Here is a 16,635-nt window from a genome sequence, read left to right as displayed (position 1 = left end):
CTTTGGGAGTATGGCTAAACGAAGCTATCTGCCTTTTGTGCTTCCTCTTTTGGTCTTTGTTATGACCATTCTTATCGGAACGGTGTTGCTGCATGAAACATCGGCTGATGGTAAATTGTCGTGGATTGATGCCATGTTCACGGCAACGTCAGCTCTGTGTGTTACCGGACTGGGCGTTGTTTCGTGGGAAACAGGATTTTCCCGCGAGGGGCATTGGATTATTCTTTGTCTGATGCAGTTAGGCGGTCTGGGGGTAATGACATACTCCACGCTCGCCTTTTATTTATGGAGAAAAAAGGTATCTCTCACGGACAGGCTTGCCGTGGGAGCTGCGCTACTGCACGACAATACGTTCCATCTTGGAATGTTTTTGCAGCGTCTTCTGGTTATCGTACTGGGGCTTGAAACCGTTGGTGCGGTGCTGCTCTATGTGCTGGGCAATGGTCGATTTTCACCCTTTACAGCAGTGTTCCATGCTGTGTCAGCTTTTTGTAATGCCGGAATATCCCTTTTCCCGGACAGCCTTATGCAATTTAGGACAGACACAGGTATTACTTGTATTTTTATGGGACTTATTTTGGCGGGAGCTCTGGGATTTTCTGTTCTGGATGAAGGCTTTTTGTGGCTTCGTGGTTACAGGCGTAAGCGTATGAGATACTCTGTGCGAATAGTGCTTGAGACATCCTTCTGGCTCGTTTTAGGGGGCGCCGTTGCCTTGTACGGGGTAAACCTGATCGTAGTTGCATCCGGGGAGGAAATCTCAACTTCATTTCTTACATCGCTCTTTTTCTCCGTATCTGCGCGTACTACCGGTTTCAGTACGATTCGCCTTGAAGAAATGACAAACATGTCTCTGCTGATTTTGTTGTTTTTGATGTTTGTCGGCGGAGCACCCGGATCATGTGCCGGCGGTATAAAAGTGACGACGTTTCGTGGTTTTTTGGCTTTTCTGGCGGCACAATTCAGAGGGCGTGAGCAGGTAGTAATGAACGGCAGGGCGCTTGGGCAAAAGACCATTCATAAGGTTTTGATGCTGGTGTCCGGCTCTGTTCTGCTGATTTTTTTAGCAACGTTTGCGCTGACATTAACAGAAGGCAAAAACTTGTCACAGTTTGAAGTGCGCGGGCAGTTGGTAGAGATCTTCTTTGAAGTTGTTTCTGCGTTTACGACAGTAGGGTTGAGTGTAGGGTTTACCGCAAAGCTCACTACAGCAGGTAAGGGCATCATTATGTTTATTATGTTTGTGGGGCGCGTAGGCCCTGTCTGGGTGCTGACCGCTATGCATAATATTCGGTCAGATGTGCGGTATCAGGTGCCGGAGGTGGATCTGCCTGTGGGATAGGCTTGGTGAACTTGGTTGCTTGTGGAGTATTCATTACCCGTAAAAGCGATTCGTTGTGACACTGTATCGTACTATATAACAGTTGGGTATTATGACGTAAGGAATGCAGAAGCAGACTTACGTTTTTTTATGTCTGTTGTTTGGCAGCATGTTACGTCAGTAAGTTGACGAGACAGGAATTTGTTGCATTGTATCATGTCCTGAACAGGTAACATGCTCTCTTGATTGAGAAAAAAACCAAAAAGCTTTTTTTTTGAATAAAGTCATGTAAATTAATTGGTTATAGGGTGTTTTTGGTGTCGGAAGAAATATGTTTTTGAGTGTTTATTCATTTTTTCTGCAATTAGTGAATATTACGTGGCACAGAACTTGTACTAAGAGGGGCAAAGGAAAAAATCGCCCTAACAGGCATCAGGAGGCTCAATAATGATTGTTATTGACGGTAATGCAGCAGAATATAATGTAAACACCTTTGCTAACCTTGAGGAATTACTCGTTAAGGTTATGGAAGACGAGCTTGAAAACAGGATTGTTACTGATGTGCTTGTAGATGAAGCACAGTTTCAGGAAGAATACCCGAATCAGGCTGGCGAACTGGAAACCAGTTCCTTTGACCGCGTAGAGATCAAAAGCGTTCCTGTGAACGAGTTTGCTCTCGGTATTGTAGATGAGCTTGAAAAAGTTGTTGTCCTTATGGAAAACAGCTCCCGCCACATTGCCGGTATGTTCCGCAATGGTCAGGAAGGCGAAGCTCTGGCACTGTTTACAGAATTACTCAACGTTCTTCATGACTTTATGGGCATGCTCGCTGTTCTGCGTGCTGAATATGTAGAAGGTAATGAAGATATGTTCGAAAAGATTGTAGAAGAAGTTTCTTCTCAGTTTGAAGCCATGAGTGAAGCTACCGGTAGCGAAGACTGGCAGGCTCTTGCCGCTATTCTTGACGGTGACTTTGCAGCAGCAGTTTCCAATTGGAAAGGGCTTGTTGCTTTTATGCGTGAAAAACTGGAGATCGTCTGCGAGGGATAACTGGTATGGCAAACAGCCTTACATTGCTTGACGAAGCCCTCCGGATTGGAGAGCAAGAACTGGAAGCCTTAAAAAATGGTGACATGGATGTTGCTGACGAGGCTGCTGTGGAGCGTGAACGTCTTATCTCAGAGGCGTGGGCTCTTCGCACAGGTGATATTGAGAGTGAACTTCGGCAAAAATTGCTGAAAATGCAGAATGTTCAACTGTTATTAACAGATGAATTGAAAAAACTGCACGCCTCATTGAAGTCTCAACTTTTAGCAAGCAAACAAAAGTCATCAGGTTATAACGGGTACCAGAAGTCGGTTACTATCCCGGAAGCTTCAATATCCCATTATGTGGACAAGCAAGGGTAGCGGCTGTGTGCTATTGCATACGCTTTGCTGCATATTGCTGATGACCTAAAGTATATAGTTCAGACCGAGTGTCCGAATAATGCGTTTGGTACGCGGTATATTCTCAGATTTCTATGAGAGTATACCGCGTTTTTTATTTTTTGATGATGTCACGCTGTTGACCAAGTTTGGTTTGATATTGGTAGTGAACATATCAGTTTAACAAGGAAAAAGTACGTTACATTTTGAAATTTAGCATGAAAGATACTGTACTATTGCGCAATGAGGATCGAAAAAGAATTGTAAAGTGCAAAAGAGTATTGAAATCATCATGCGTAGATAAAAAAAAAGACTGTTGTGACAGCGATATAATCAGATTAACGTATTCAACAACAGTGGATATAAAAACAATCAAACATGTCGGACGGTAAAAAAGTATTCCTTTGTGCGTATGAAAAAATGAACAAGCCAGAAGTGTAGTAAGTTGTTATAAAGAATGATGTTATTTGAAAATATTATGGCAATCGATTTGGTATCCGCTATTGTTGAAATGCTGAATAGAGCAGAGTCCCTTGGCAAAGAATTATAATGATTATTCTTGTTAAGCAGTATTTTCACATAACTCTAGTGAGGAATGCTATGAAATTAACACGTTGCTTGTTTGTTGTGATCGCCCTTATGGTGCTTGCAGGCTGCGCTCAAACTCAGGCTGGTGAGCCGATGCGAGTGTACGGTAGTGCAAAGACTGTTGTACCTGTTGGGTATTCATTAGTTGGCACCACAACCGTTGGTGTATTGCCTGATACCATTAATATCCCGATTGAAGGTCTGTACCCGTACCAATGGTGGGACACAGAAATTTATGGACAGGGACAGTGCTACGTTCTTGTACAGAAGATGATTTTCAAAACTCCATACTATCATGTTAAAGCCCTTCAAGGCTCCACAGCAGAGATGTGGGGAAGCGGCTGGAGAAAAGGAAATTACTCCCTTTCATCAGGAACTACTGATAAAGAGTATGCACGATACTTCTCCTGCATCCGCGAAAAAGGCGGTCAGCTGGCTCCATTATACAGAGTTGCCATGTACGACCAGAAGGTTACACCGAATGTAGTTGCACGTGTTATCAGCCTTACCCCGACTGACGTTGGTGGCGTGGCGGCAATGCCTTCATTCAACGATTTATACCAGTACTACGACTACGGAAACGGTTTCGGTGGCGGCAGATCTTAGCTGTCAGGTAATCATATAAGTAAAAAATGCCCTCGGAGTATACTTCGAGGGCATTCTTTTTTTAGGGGGAAGTAATTGTGGACAAAAGTTATACAATAGCGGTGCGGCTTATTGTGGGGCTGTTCAGCCTGATTGCGGCAGGTTGTTCAAGCAATGTTATGTCTACCATATACCCGGGCACCTTCGGAGAAGAAGTTGCTATCGGTCAAAAAGCAGAGGATGTGCGCAAGGTAGTTTATGGTCATGTCTTTATAGATATTCCATCAACATATTCTAACCTTGGCACAGTTGAGGTTGCATGGCAGCCATCTGTACCCATACCGGATCTGACCGTTCCGCAATATTTATCTACAACAGTGTATGCGTATAACGGTACGTATTATTTTACCCAGTGGACACGTCTCGGAAGTGATAAATATTATTTTGAACCACTAGTCAATGAGGATGTTGAGCGTTGGGGCACCACATGGCAGCTCACAACATTTACAGTTCCTGCAGATACAGCTAATTCTGAGTATTCTCAATATTTCAATTTTTTACAGCAACAAGATGAAGAGCTTTCGGACTCGTTCGCTATAAATGTATATGCAAAACGTTTTTCCGGTCGCGTGATTATTCGTGTTCTTGAGTTACGTCCTGCAACAGGTGCAAGTGTGCTTGTGCCGCAATTTCCCGAATTATATCCAGTCAGAACATACAGAACAGTTGAGTGACGCTGGGAACGGTACAAGCTGTATTAATAATGACAATTTTTCGACCCGGTATTCAGGTCATAAAAAGAGATGAGGTGCGTAATGGTTAAACTGGGCAAAATATTGCTGCTGCTCGTTACTGCAGTAATTGTTGTAGGTTGTGGTTCCAGATTGAATCCTGAAACACGGATGTACACTGTCTATGGTACTTCCAAGTTCAAGTTGCCTGAAGGATATGAGAAGGTAGGCAATGTCAGTGTTAATGTAGAACCGCAAACATGGGAAAGCGGGGCATTCCCGTATCAGACATTTAACACAACAGTGTTTGGACAAGGCGAATCGTATATTTTATCCCAGACAATGAATGTTTCCGGTAACAGATACTTTGTCCGCCCATTAAAAGGCTCAACTGCCTCAAGATGGGGGACAGGTTGGCGTAGCGGTTCCTATCAACTTGATACAGGGAATACCAGTCTGGAATATCGCAGATATCTAGATTACATCAAAAGTACAGGTCACCCTGTCGCACCGGGCTACAAGGTTGATGTGTATGACCGTTTGATAGGCCGAAAAGTGATTGCCCGTGTCATGGTACTCAGTCCGGATAAGGTAAGCGGCAGACCTCCGGCTCCGGAAGCCAGAGATTTGTATACGCTTGATAGAGATGATTTCCGATCCCGCTAACTGCCAGCAGTCATTTGAAAGCGAGCAGTCGTACAAAAACAGAAAAAACATCCTGTCCGAGCAAGTTCGGGCAGGATGTTTTTTCTAGAAAATTTGATGGGGAAAATGTTGATAGAAAGTGGCTGATAGCCAGCAGGAAGACTACAGAAACAAGCCTTTAACCTGTGAGAAAAAGCCACCGATACGAGGAGCTTTTACGTTTGCCGGAGAAGCAGAAGTAAAGCTTGCCATGAGTGCCTCGTTTAATTCGCCGAATGCTTCATTGATCTGATCAAGCTGGTGCTGTAATTTTCGAGCACTTTTTTCCTGATCCTTGGAAAGGCGCTGCATTGTCTCAAGATGCTGAGCCTGAAGGTGATCCACTGTGTACATAGTCTTCTCTCTTACCGTTGCCCCCCGGTAACGGCGTGTTGAATCTGAACGCGATATGTGTCCGCCCCTACCGGACACGATGCCAGAGGCACATTATCTAGCAGATATAACTTATGTCAATTGGATTTCCGTTATTAACGCATTTTTTTCGTTTCATGTAGGGAAGTTACGGCTTACTGCGGAGTGTTGTTTTGCCATGTTTTATGCAAAAAAAGTGGGAGAACAGAACATCTGGATAGATGTTTTTATGGAAAAGTGCATGTGCAGGTTGTGAACAGGATATAAAAAAAGAGCGGAAGCTGTGCTTCCGCTCTTTGACGTTTTGTATACTAGCGGCGTCCGCCACCACGACGGTCATCGCGGCGACCACCATTGCGACGGTCATCACGGCCGCCACCACGGCGATCATCACGACCACCCGGGCGACGCTGCGGGCGTGCAGTGGATTCCGGAGTCCAAGGGGTACCCTGAGCTTCGAGAAGTACTGCTTTGCGGGAAGCACGAACACGGCCATCATTAATTTCGATGACTTTAACTTTCATGTCTTCACCGAGGGACACGAGGTCTTCAACTTTTTCGATACGAGCGATATCGAGCTGGGAAATGTGTACAAGAGCTTCAACGTTAGGAAGAATCTCTACAATCGCACCGATTTCGAGAATTTTCTTAACTTTACCCATGTAGTCTTTGCCAAGCTCTGCGCGCTGGTCGTAGTACTGAACCATCTCACGTGCCTGTTCAAGGGATTCGAGAGTAGGAGCAAAGATGGTTACTTTACCGCTGTCTTCAATATCAATGGAAGCATCGGTTGCAGCAGTAATAGCTTTGATGTTCTTACCACCAGGGCCGATGATAACGCGGATAACGTCCGGGTTAACTTCAAGAGTTGCAATCTGCGGAGCGTATTTGGAAAGCTCTTCGCGGGAAGCAGGAAGCTCTTTTGCCATTTCATCAAGGATGTGCAGACGAGCGTCACGAGCCTGTTCAAGAGCGCGTACCATAACCTCAGAAGGGATACCGGAAATTTTGATATCCATCTGAACTGCGGTGATACCTTCAGCTGTACCGGCAATTTTAAAGTCCATATCGCCGAGAGCGTCTTCGTCACCGAGAATGTCGGTAAGAACGATGTAGTCGTCGCCTTCTTTGATAAGACCCATTGCAATACCAGCAACAGGAGCTTTAACAGGGATACCTGCGTCCATAAGGGACATACAACCGCCGGTTACCGCTGCCATGGAAGAAGAACCGTTGGATTCCATAGTTTCAGAAACTACGCGAACAGTGAACGGGAAGTCTTCGCTGGAAGGAAGGATTGGACGGAGAGCTTTTTCAGCAAGTGCACCGTGACCGATTTCGCGGCGGGATACACGAACCATTTTAACTTCGCCAACGCAGTACGGAGCAAAGTTGTAGTGGAGCATAAAGCGTTTGGTTACATCACCCATGAGGGAGTCCATACGCTGCTCGTCTGTGGTTGAACCAAGGGTAGCAACTACCATGGACTTGGTTTCGCCACGTGCAAAAATAGAAGAACCGTGTGCACGAGGAAGGACGCCGGTTTCAATAACAATCGGACGTACAGTGCTTACGTCACGACCGTCAATACGCAGGCCTTCTTTGTGGATACGGGTACGTACAATATCTTTTTCAAGTGCGCCGAGAATATCGCCAACTTCTGCAAGCGGGGAAGGATCTTCTTCGTACTGTTCTTCAGCAGAAAGAGTTTCCATAACCTTAACTTTAACAGCTTTGCGAGCTTCTTTACGTTCCATTTTGTCTGCAACCTGAAGCGCTGCTTTGAGGTCTTCAGTTGCCAGTTCTTCAACGCGCGCTTTGAGCTCTTCGTTTGGAACAGGTGGAGTAAATTCGAGCTTTTCTTTACCGCAAAGTTTGCGAAGTTCGTCCTGCAGGTCAAAGAGAGGTTCGATTTCTTTGTGACCCCAGCTGAGTGCGTCAGCAATAACAGCTTCAGGAACGAAGTTAGCTTCACCTTCTACCATTACTACAGCGTCACGGGATGCTGCGAATACGAGGTTAAGGTCAGCACCTTCCTGTTCTTTAACAGTCGGGTTCAGTACGAACTCGCCGTTAACTCGACAAACACGTGCACCTGCAATCGGGCCGTCGAATGGAATGGAAGAGATGGTAAGTGCTGCAGAAGCACCGGTAAGAGCAAGAACGTCAGACTCGTTGAGCTGGTCAGAAGAGATAACGTTTGCAAGAACCTGAACTTCGTCGCGGAAGCCTTTAGGGAACATTGGACGGATAGGGCGGTCAATTACACGTGCGCAAAGAGTTTCACGCTCGGATGGACGACCCATTTCACGACGGAAGAAAGAACCCGGGATACGGCCTGCTGCGTACATTTTTTCAGTGTACTCAACAGTGAGCGGGAAGAAGCCGAGATCGCGGTCAGTTGGCTGTGTACAAGCAGTTACGAGAACTACTGTGCCGCCGCACTGAATCCAGATAGAACCGTCAGCCTGATTGGCAAGGCGGCCTGTCTCAATAGTAATTTCTTTGCCGCCGATGGTGGCGCTGAGGCGCTGTGCGCCAAATTTATTTTCCATTATAAAATCCTCATCGTTTATTAGCGAAGGGGATTCCGGGGAGAGTGCTTTTAGCAAGCAACTACATGCCGTCATTCGGCAGGCTGGGAAAAACCTTCTTCCCGGACCCCCCTTTCGCGATACTGCATAGGTATCTCGCTGATTACTTCGCAGAGTGTACTGCGGTTTCAGACTGACCTTTCGGTTCAGTATACTCAACGGATACAATAAATATATGAGAACAGGGGAATCGTTAAGATTCCCCTGTAAAGTTGCCTACTTACGGAGGCCAAGTCTTTTGATGAGATCACGGTAGCGCTGAACGTCCTTGTTAGCAAGGTACTTCAGAAGCTTACGACGCTGACCTACGAGCTTCAACAGACCAGTACGGGAGTGGTAGTCGTGTTTGTGCTCTTTGAAGTGCTCGGTAAGGTATTTGATACGGGCAGTCAGAAGAGCTACCTGTACTTCTGGAGAACCGGTGTCTCCTTCTTTCTGAGCAAATTCATTAATAACTGCCTGCTTGGTTTCAGGTGTCATTACCACAGCGATATCCTCCAAGGATAATAAGGTTAATTAAGATTGCCAAAGGCCGCGCAGGATGGACCATACAGGCTGACGTTGCACGATGTTGGTTTCAGCAAGAGCCAGAGGCGTTCTGTCTGCATCCAGAAGCATTGCGTTAATACCGATAGAAAACGGCATCTGCGCAACTTTTTCCGGATCATACGGAATCGGGTTGCCGTTTTTGACCAAAGCAGTTTCCTCATCGCTGAGGACAATCTTAGGCCATGTAGGCAGTGCCTGCTCCAAAGGAATAATCTTTGATGCAAGCAGTTCTGGGTTCTCAACCAGTTCATCGGGCTCGCAGGCATTGTCCAGCGAGAACGGATGGCTGTATTCCCGGATAAGCTCGGTGAGTACCGCCCCGCACTGCAATCGAATCCCCAAGCTGTGGGCCAGGGACCGAATATATGTGCCGGAGCTGCACCGAACCCGGAAACGGAGAAACGGCAACTCAACCGATAGAGTTGCTGCTTCAGAAATTTTAACGGTTTTTATCTTAACCGGTGTTTCTTTACCCTCTCTCGCCAGCTTATACAAGGATTTCCCTTTGTGCTTTGCCGCTGAGAATGCAGGAACTTCCTGCTCGGTAATTTCAAGCCAGTGCGCTACTTCATTACGCACATCTTCTTCAGTGATGTGCTGCCAGTCCGCAGTGGCTGTAACCTGACCTTCGGCATCCCATGTATCCGTAGTTTCACCAAGTTTAATGGTACCGGAATACACTTTTTCACCGCCGGCCATAAGGTAGTTGGACAGTTTAGTGCCCTGTCCGAGTAAAACGATCAGTACCCCTTGTGCCATAGGGTCGAGAGTACCAGCGTGACCGATCTTTTTTTGCCCGAGGCGTTTAATCTTTCCGATACATCCACCGGAAGAAGGACCTTTGGGCTTATTGAGAAGCAGAATACCGTGCTGTTGTGGTACTTGTGCCATGAAAATTTATGCCTCGTTTAATACCAGATTCTGATCAATAGTGGCAAGCAGGGTTTCTACTGCTGCATCCAGCGGAAGATCCAGGCTGATACCGGCAGCATTTTTATGCCCGCCGCCGCCAAGGCTTGCTGCCATTTTCTGTACATCCACAGCACCGTGAGAACGCAGGCTTGCCTTGGAACCTGTCTCTGTTTCACGCACGGTCATAGCCACGTCAACATTCTCTATTTTACGGAGATAGTTGATGATTAATTCTATGTCAGAATATTCAGTACCGGTACGTTCGAAAAGTGCTTTGGGAAGTGTCAGATATGCTACTTTTCCGTTAAGCGCAATTTCAATATTTGAAAAGAGTTCAGCCCAGAGTCTGATTTTGTTTACACTCCAGTCACTGTCCAGTTTTTCGTTGAAATCACCGGCTCTTAATCCGGAACGTACAACTTGAGATGCAATTTCATGCGCGCGAGCAGTTGTGTTGTTGAATGCAAAACGCCCTGTGTCGGAACTGATCGCAAGATACAGTCCTTCTCCGAGAAATCCTTCAAAGGCAAGACCAAGCTCTTCTGCAATGTTCGCAACCAGTTCACCTGTGGAACTGACTGCTGTATCAACAAGATTGATTGCACCGAACATAGGGTTATGCAGGTGATGGTCTATGTTGATGACGGAAGCTTCCGTTTCAGCAAGGTAGCTGGTCATGATTTCGCCGGAACGTTCTGCGTCGCCGCAGTCCATTACAATAATCTGTTCCGGTTTGCAGGTTGCAAGCTCTCCTGCTGTGGAGAGAACAGCACATGGAAGTTCTACCCAGTCAAGATACGCAGGAATGCCTGACTCAAGAAAAATAATCGGCTTTTTATCAAGCTTGGTAAGCAGCCATGCCATAGCAGCAACAGAACCGACAGCGTCACCATCCGGATTGATGTGGGCTGTCAGAAGAAACGCTTCATTGGCGTGAATCGCCTGTGCAATTTGTGATACTGTGTTTGGCATGTACTATTCTTTGTTGAGTGCCTTTGGCGAATCTTCGACGGGTAAGGGCTCTGCCCTGTACCCGCAGGGGGCGCGCCCTGTGACCGCGGAAAGGTGTAAAAAATTATGTTGGACTACTATGTCCGCAAGTGATGGTGTTGGATGGAGTTGAGTTGGGAACGCATACTTTTCGTGTTTGGCTACTCAACACCAAAAAATTCCATGTCACTGTATGTCATTTCTTCGTGGCACACTGCTTCCATCATGCTCAGACATTTTGTGAGTCTGCTTTGCAGGTGCTTTTCACTATTGCTCACGCTGACAAGGCTGAGTGCCAGAGTCGACATTGAATTTTCCGAGCCGACTTCAGCAATGGACACATTGAATTTGTTACGAACTTTTGTTTTCAGACTGTTGGCTACACGCCGTTTGTCTTTCAACGATTCATTGCCATGCAACGCGTATTCAACTCGCAGGACTCCGATAATCATAACAGCACCAAAAAACGTTTGATCATGCTTTTTCTGTCTCGCGTGGATACAGAAAATAAATATAAATAGCGGAACCGGACGAAACATCCGGTTCCGCTCATACTAGCATTGCTTACAGAGTTGCGGCTTCTTCAACTTCTTCGAATGCTTCGATAGCGTCACCAATTTTGATGTCGTTAAAGCGTTCGAGTCCGATACCACACTCGTAGCCCTTCATTACTTCTTTAGCATCGTCTTTGAAGCGTTTGAGGGAAGAGATAGTACCAGTATAGATAACCACACCGTCGCGAAGCAGACGAACACCAGCGTTACGGCTGATTTTACCGTCATCAACGTGACAACCGGCAATAACACCGATTTTCGGTACGCTGAATGTTTCACGAACTGTTGCCTGACCGAGGTACTGTTCCTTAACGATAGGAGCAAGAATACCGGCCATAGCTGCGCGAACTTCTTCCACGAGCTTGTAGATGATGTCGTAGAAGCGGATGTCTACGCCTTCCTGTTCAGCAACCTCTTTAACTTTCACTGTAGGGCGAACGTTAAAGCCGATGATAACAGCGTTGGAAGCAGAAGCGAGGAGAATATCAGATTCGGTAATGGAACCAGCACCGGAGTGGATTACATCAACCTTAACTTTCTCAGTTGCCTGCTTCTTAAGCGCATCAATGATTGCTTCTACAGAGCCCTGTACGTCAGCTTTAACAACAACGTTCAGAACCTGAGCTTCTTCAGCATCAGCACGGCTTGCAAGGAAGGTTTCGAGAGTAACTTTAGACTCACGGGCAAGCGCACGTTCACGTTCTTTAATGGAACGCTGATCCGCAATGCGGCGTGCTACTTTTTCGTCATCAAGAGCTACGAACTCTTCACCAGCTTCCGGTACACCGTCAAAGCCCTGTACTTCTACCGGAGTAGAAGGACCAGCTTTTTGAACTTTCTTGCCCTGATCGTTGAACATTGCACGAACACGACCTGAGAAGGTGCCACATACGAAGATGTCGCTCTGTTTCAGGGTACCTTCCTGAACAAGAACGGTAGCTACCGCACCGCGACCTTTGTCGAGCTTAGCTTCAACAATGTGACCGCGAGCAGGCTTGTTCGGGTTAGCTTTCAGTTCAAGTACTTCAGCCTGCAGTGCAAGAATCTCAAGGAGTTCTTCCAGACCGAGGCCGGTTTTTGCAGATACGTTAGCGAAGATGGTGTCACCGCCCCATGATTCTGCAACGAGTCCGATTTCGGAAAGTTCGCGCATTACACGGTCAGGGTTGGCACCTTCTTTATCCATTTTGTTAACTGCTACGATAATAGGTACTTCAGCAGCTTTGGCGTGGGATACAGCCTCACGGGTCTGTTCCATTACACCGTCGTCAGCAGCAACAACAAGGATAACAATATCCGTTACCTTAGCACCACGGGCACGCATTGCGGTAAACGCTTCGTGACCAGGAGTATCGAGGAAGCAGAGGTCACCGTTAGGGGTGGATACGTGGTACGCACCGATGTGCTGGGTAATACCACCTGCTTCACGGTCGGTAATGCTGGATTTGCGGATAGCATCAAGCAAAGAAGTTTTACCGTGGTCAACGTGACCCATGATAGTAACAACTGGAGGTCTGATTTCCAGATCTTCCGCTTTATCATTTTCACGTGGAGTGAGGTAATCTTCTTCAGAGAAACCTACTTTTTCGATTTCGTACTGGAATTCGCCAGCTACAACAATCGCAGTGTCAAAGTCGAGTGACTGGTTGATAGTAGCCATAACGCCCAGCTGCATGAGCACTTTAATGATCTCGGAACCTTTAATACCCATCTGGTGAGCAAGGTCGGATACACGAATGTGGTCATCCACTTTAATTTTACGCTTTGCAGCCTTCAGAGGCTGGGTAGAAGGAGCCTGTTCCTGCTTCTTACGCTTACGCTTACTGCGCTGCCATTCATCAGAAGCAAAAGCATCCTTACCACCGCGTTTTTTCTTATCGAAACCGTCACGCTGGTTGAAATCTACGGTGCGTTTGTTCTTACCACCGCGTTTCTTATTACGTGCGCCGCTTTTATCCGGTGAAGGAGCGTCGGTAAAGTTTGGAGCTGGACGACCACCGCCGCCACCTGGACGCGGAGCACCGCCAGCAGGACGACCCTGTCCGCCACCCGGACGACCCTGAGCGCCACCTGGGCGACCCTGACCACCGCCTGGACGACCTTGACCGCCACCCGGACGACCTTGGCCTCCGTTTGGACGACCGCCGCCGTTAGGGCGACCACCACGATCATCACGACGCTGTTGCGGACGAGCAGCACGCTGTTCGCGTTCTCTGGCCTCTGCTGCAGCTACAGCAGGGTCAGGACGGGAAATAATTCGAACCTGAGGTGCAGCCGGAGCAGCCGGTGCTTCCTCACGTTTTTTAGCTGGCTTTTTCTTTTTCTTAGCATCTGCATCTGCAGGTGCTTCAGCTTTTTCTTTAGCAGCAGCTTTAGCAGGAGCGGCTTTTTTCGGAGCAGGTTCAGCCTGTTCCACCTTTTCTGCTTTTTCAACTTTCTTAGCTTCAGCTTTCGGGGCTGCTTCTTTTTTAGCTTCAGTAGCTGGCTGCTCTTTTTTAGGAGCCTCAGCTTTAGCGGACTGCTGGGGGGTATCAGCTGTCTTTTCTTTAGCTGCAGGCTTTTCAAGTTCTTCAGGTTTCACTACGCGCACCTTTGGTGCCTCATCTTTAGCAGGTTTGGCACTTTCAGCAGCAGGAGCAGGCTTTGTTTCCTTTTTAGGGGTAACAACTTTAGCGTTAGGAGCTTCTTTTTTAGCAGGAGCTTCTTTCACTTCTTCCTGAACCTTTTCTGCGTCGGCTGCCTGTTTTTCTTCTGCAGGCTTAGCGGCGGCCGGCTTATCAGCCTTTTTACGGCGACGAACAATAACGCCGGAGGAGGTCTCCTTGCGCATTACTTCTTTTTTAGCCGGACCGTTTGTAATGTGTTCGCGAACCTGCTCTATCATTTCAGTCGGTATAGAGGTTTCACCGCTTTTAGCGGAGACCCCAAGCTCGCGCAGAGCTGAGAGGATATCCTTGGTAGGAACACCCAGCTCTGTTTTTAATTCTTTAACTTTAATTTTCTTATCACTCATGTAGCAAAAACCCCCTTTACTTCCGCCAGCCTTTGAACTTTGCGAAACGTTTTTCGCATTCCTGGCTGCTGCAGATATAGTAACCTCTACCCGGCATTACTTGCTTATCGTCGAAGACTGGTACTGTATCACCGGATTCTGTCTGTGTGCAAACATACCGCCTAAGCTCACTCTTAGGAAAGTTTGTGCGGCATATTACACATCTGCGGACGGGTGTATGGTGTTTCCGGATGGCTTTGTGCATCCGGTATTATTCCGTTTCTTTCTTACCGGTTACGTCTTCCTCAGTCTCTTCTGCTTCTTCAACTTCTTCTGCAGGTGCTTCTTCAGCTGCTACAGGAGCTTCGGCAGCGTCATCTTCAACTACAGATTCATCAATGTCCTCTGTGGAAAGGGTTCCTTCAATTGCAGAGGAAAGGAAGTTGATGGCAGTACGAAGGTCGGTAATCTTAGACTCAGTAAGTCCCTCAACTGTGAGAAGTTCTTCATCAGAAGCTTCCTGCAGTTTTTCAATGGTCTGGAATCCGGCGTCAACAAATGCCTGAAGCGGAACTTCTGCAACACTTGCAAGCTGGTCGAGACCTTTGCCGATAGCATGACCTTCGTTGTAGCGGGTTTCAGTAAATATATCGATTTTCCAGCCGAGAAGCTTGGATGCAAGCTTAACGTTCTGACCTTTACGGCCGATGGCGTTGGTCAGCTGGTTATCTGGTACGATTACTTCCAGCATGTTTTCTTCTTCATCCACAACAATGCGGGTGATAACAGCAGGAGATAATGCATTACGCGCGTAAGTTGCGATCTCAGGGCTCCAGACAACGATGTCGATGCGTTCGCCGCGCAGTTCCTGAACAATGTTCTGGATACGGGAGCCACGGATACCAACACATGCACCTACAGGATCAACATCACGATCGCGGGTCATTACAGCAGCTTTTGCGCGGCTGCCCGGATCACGTGCAATGTTCATGATAACAACGGTGCCGTCGTCAACTTCCGGTACTTCACGCTTGAAGAGCATAGCCATGTAGTCCGGGTGGGAGCGGGAAACAATAACCTGAGGGCCGCGGCCTTCTTTGCGAACGTCGATAACCAGTGCCTGAACACGGTCACCGCGTTTGTAGTGTTCGCGCGGGATTTGCTCGTCTTTCGGCAGCAGAGCTTCAGTACGGCCAAGGTTGATGATCCAACCCGCTTTGTCACGGCGCTGGATAATACCGCTGAGGATCTCACCTTGTCTGTCTTTGAATTCTTCGTAGATAATTTCCTGTTCAGCATCACGCATACGCTGGATAATTACCTGCTTGGCAGACTGCGCCGCAATACGGCCGAGGTCTTCTACCTTGAGGCGGAAGCCCATCTCGTCGTCGAGCTGTACTGAAGGGTCGTGTTCACGAGCCTCATCAATAGAAATTTGGGTAATATCGTTTTCGATATCTTCGTCGCGGGTAACAACTTTAAACTGGAACACCTCAATTTCGCCGGTGTCTTCGTTAAAGCTTACTTCCACATCAAGGTCTTCGCCGTATTTGCGAATAACAGATGTGCGAACCGCTTCTTCTAAAGTGTCGATCAGCATGTCACGGTCAAGGCCGCGGTCTTTGCTGATCTGATCGATGGCTTTTTTAATATCCATGCTCATTTGAATTCCTCCGACTCGCTCTTGCGCTAAGTCTGCCTACTTCTTTTTCTTGCCTTTGCTGGTATCAGGAAAAATATGTACCAAGTGTGCTTTTTTCAGATCGTTCCAATCGACAGTCAGGTCGCCCTCATCATCCGGAAGGGAGAGGACAATAGTGTTGTCTGTTACGGACTTGACTTCGCCTTGGAATTTACGGCGTCCCGGGAACTCGTCATGCGGGTCGCGCAATACAATCGCCACAGGTTTTCCTACATACTGTGAAACCTGCTCGGCGGTGAAAAATGGTCGTTCAAGCCCCGGGGAAGAAACTTCCAGTGTGTATGCATCAGAAAGGACGTCTTCAACTTCGAGCGTCAAGCCAATGTGTCTGGAAAGCTTTGCGCACTGATCGATGGTGACACCGTCAGAGCCTTCTACATAAATTCTAACCACCATGCGCTGTCCGGAGCCGAGCTCGAAACCCCAAAGGGTGAGTTCCGCATCTTCCACGAGTGGTGTGATAATATCTTTGATCTGCTGGTACAGTCCGTTTCCGGTCATTTTTGCTTCCTTATTTCCTGTCGCTCAAATAAAAAAAAGGAGGCCCCTGAACAAAGGCCACCCCGTAAACGACGGCCTCACGGCCACAGGATGTTTTCAGCAAACAGTGCGCAGGGCGAACCCTTATGCTCTA

At 47.4% G+C, this 16,635-nt stretch carries 16 protein-coding genes; 6 read left to right on the top strand and 10 right to left on the bottom strand.

Features of this window, described 5'->3' with window-relative positions:
- Positions 1-10 precede the first annotated feature (10 nt).
- The 6 genes from SP90_RS07455 (at position 11) to SP90_RS07430 (ending at position 5,318) form a co-directional block, all read left to right on the top strand.
- Positions 11-1,342 carry a TrkH family potassium uptake protein gene (locus tag SP90_RS07455; RefSeq protein WP_066854173.1) on the top strand — a complete coding sequence of 444 codons (1,332 nt, stop codon included), beginning with the start codon at positions 11-13 and terminating at the stop codon, positions 1,340-1,342.
- A gap of 426 nt (positions 1,343-1,768) precedes the next feature.
- Positions 1,769-2,371 carry a hypothetical protein gene (locus SP90_RS07450; protein WP_066854172.1) on the top strand — a complete coding sequence of 201 codons (603 nt, stop codon included), beginning with the start codon at positions 1,769-1,771 and terminating at the stop codon, positions 2,369-2,371.
- 5 nt (positions 2,372-2,376) lie between these two features.
- Positions 2,377-2,730, top strand: a complete 354-nt coding sequence (locus SP90_RS07445; protein WP_066854171.1) for a hypothetical protein — start codon at positions 2,377-2,379, stop codon at positions 2,728-2,730.
- Between the two features lie 618 nt (positions 2,731-3,348).
- Positions 3,349-3,942: a hypothetical protein gene (locus SP90_RS07440; protein WP_066854169.1), complete on the top strand. Its 594-nt coding sequence runs from the start codon at positions 3,349-3,351 to the stop codon at positions 3,940-3,942.
- A 77-nt stretch (positions 3,943-4,019) separates the two neighbouring features.
- Positions 4,020-4,655, top strand: coding sequence for a hypothetical protein (locus tag SP90_RS07435; RefSeq protein WP_066854167.1), 636 nt, complete (start codon positions 4,020-4,022; stop codon positions 4,653-4,655).
- Positions 4,656-4,736: 81 nt separating this feature from the next.
- Entirely contained in the window at positions 4,737-5,318 is a 582-nt protein-coding gene (locus SP90_RS07430) for a hypothetical protein (protein WP_066854165.1), read from the top strand.
- A gap of 141 nt (positions 5,319-5,459) precedes the next feature.
- Here SP90_RS07430 and SP90_RS07425 read toward each other — a convergent pair whose 3' ends face one another.
- The 10 genes from SP90_RS07425 to SP90_RS07385 form a co-directional block, all read right to left on the bottom strand.
- The gene (locus SP90_RS07425; RefSeq protein ID WP_066854163.1) at positions 5,460-5,690 is read right to left on the bottom strand and encodes a hypothetical protein; all 231 of its coding nucleotides are present in this window, start codon (positions 5,688-5,690) and stop codon (positions 5,460-5,462) included.
- A 329-nt stretch (positions 5,691-6,019) separates the two neighbouring features.
- Positions 6,020-8,263, bottom strand: coding sequence for a polyribonucleotide nucleotidyltransferase (gene pnp / locus SP90_RS07420; RefSeq protein WP_066854161.1), 2,244 nt, complete (start codon positions 8,261-8,263; stop codon positions 6,020-6,022).
- Between the two features lie 255 nt (positions 8,264-8,518).
- Positions 8,519-8,788 carry a 30S ribosomal protein S15 gene (gene rpsO / locus SP90_RS07415; protein ID WP_066854159.1) on the bottom strand — a complete coding sequence of 90 codons (270 nt, stop codon included), beginning with the start codon at positions 8,786-8,788 and terminating at the stop codon, positions 8,519-8,521.
- Between the two features lie 30 nt (positions 8,789-8,818).
- Positions 8,819-9,742, bottom strand: coding sequence for a tRNA pseudouridine(55) synthase TruB (truB, locus tag SP90_RS07410; protein ID WP_066854153.1), 924 nt, complete (start codon positions 9,740-9,742; stop codon positions 8,819-8,821).
- A 6-nt stretch (positions 9,743-9,748) separates the two neighbouring features.
- Entirely contained in the window at positions 9,749-10,735 is a 987-nt protein-coding gene (locus SP90_RS07405; protein ID WP_066854151.1) for a DHH family phosphoesterase, read from the bottom strand.
- Positions 10,736-10,914: 179 nt separating this feature from the next.
- Positions 10,915-11,205 carry a DUF503 domain-containing protein gene (locus SP90_RS07400; protein ID WP_066854271.1) on the bottom strand — a complete coding sequence of 97 codons (291 nt, stop codon included), beginning with the start codon at positions 11,203-11,205 and terminating at the stop codon, positions 10,915-10,917.
- 112 nt (positions 11,206-11,317) lie between these two features.
- The gene (infB, locus tag SP90_RS07395; RefSeq protein WP_066854149.1) at positions 11,318-14,320 is read right to left on the bottom strand and encodes a translation initiation factor IF-2; all 3,003 of its coding nucleotides are present in this window, start codon (positions 14,318-14,320) and stop codon (positions 11,318-11,320) included.
- Positions 14,321-14,336: 16 nt separating this feature from the next.
- Positions 14,337-14,564 (bottom strand): YlxR family protein, encoded by a 228-nt coding sequence (locus SP90_RS16475; RefSeq protein WP_082936344.1) that lies wholly within the window; start codon positions 14,562-14,564, stop codon positions 14,337-14,339.
- Between the two features lie 6 nt (positions 14,565-14,570).
- Positions 14,571-15,962: a transcription termination factor NusA gene (nusA, locus tag SP90_RS07390; RefSeq protein ID WP_066854143.1), complete on the bottom strand. Its 1,392-nt coding sequence runs from the start codon at positions 15,960-15,962 to the stop codon at positions 14,571-14,573.
- A gap of 36 nt (positions 15,963-15,998) precedes the next feature.
- Complete coding sequence (locus SP90_RS07385) at positions 15,999-16,502, bottom strand: LSm family protein (protein ID WP_066854141.1); 504 nt, start codon at positions 16,500-16,502, stop codon at positions 15,999-16,001.
- Between the last annotated feature and the right edge of the window lie 133 nt (positions 16,503-16,635).

This window comes from Halodesulfovibrio spirochaetisodalis (assembly GCF_001672295.1).
GTDB classification, from domain to species: domain Bacteria; phylum Desulfobacterota; class Desulfovibrionia; order Desulfovibrionales; family Desulfovibrionaceae; genus Halodesulfovibrio; species Halodesulfovibrio spirochaetisodalis.
The sequence above is the reverse complement of the archived record's forward strand: the minus strand, read 5'-3'. Positions and strand labels throughout refer to the sequence as shown.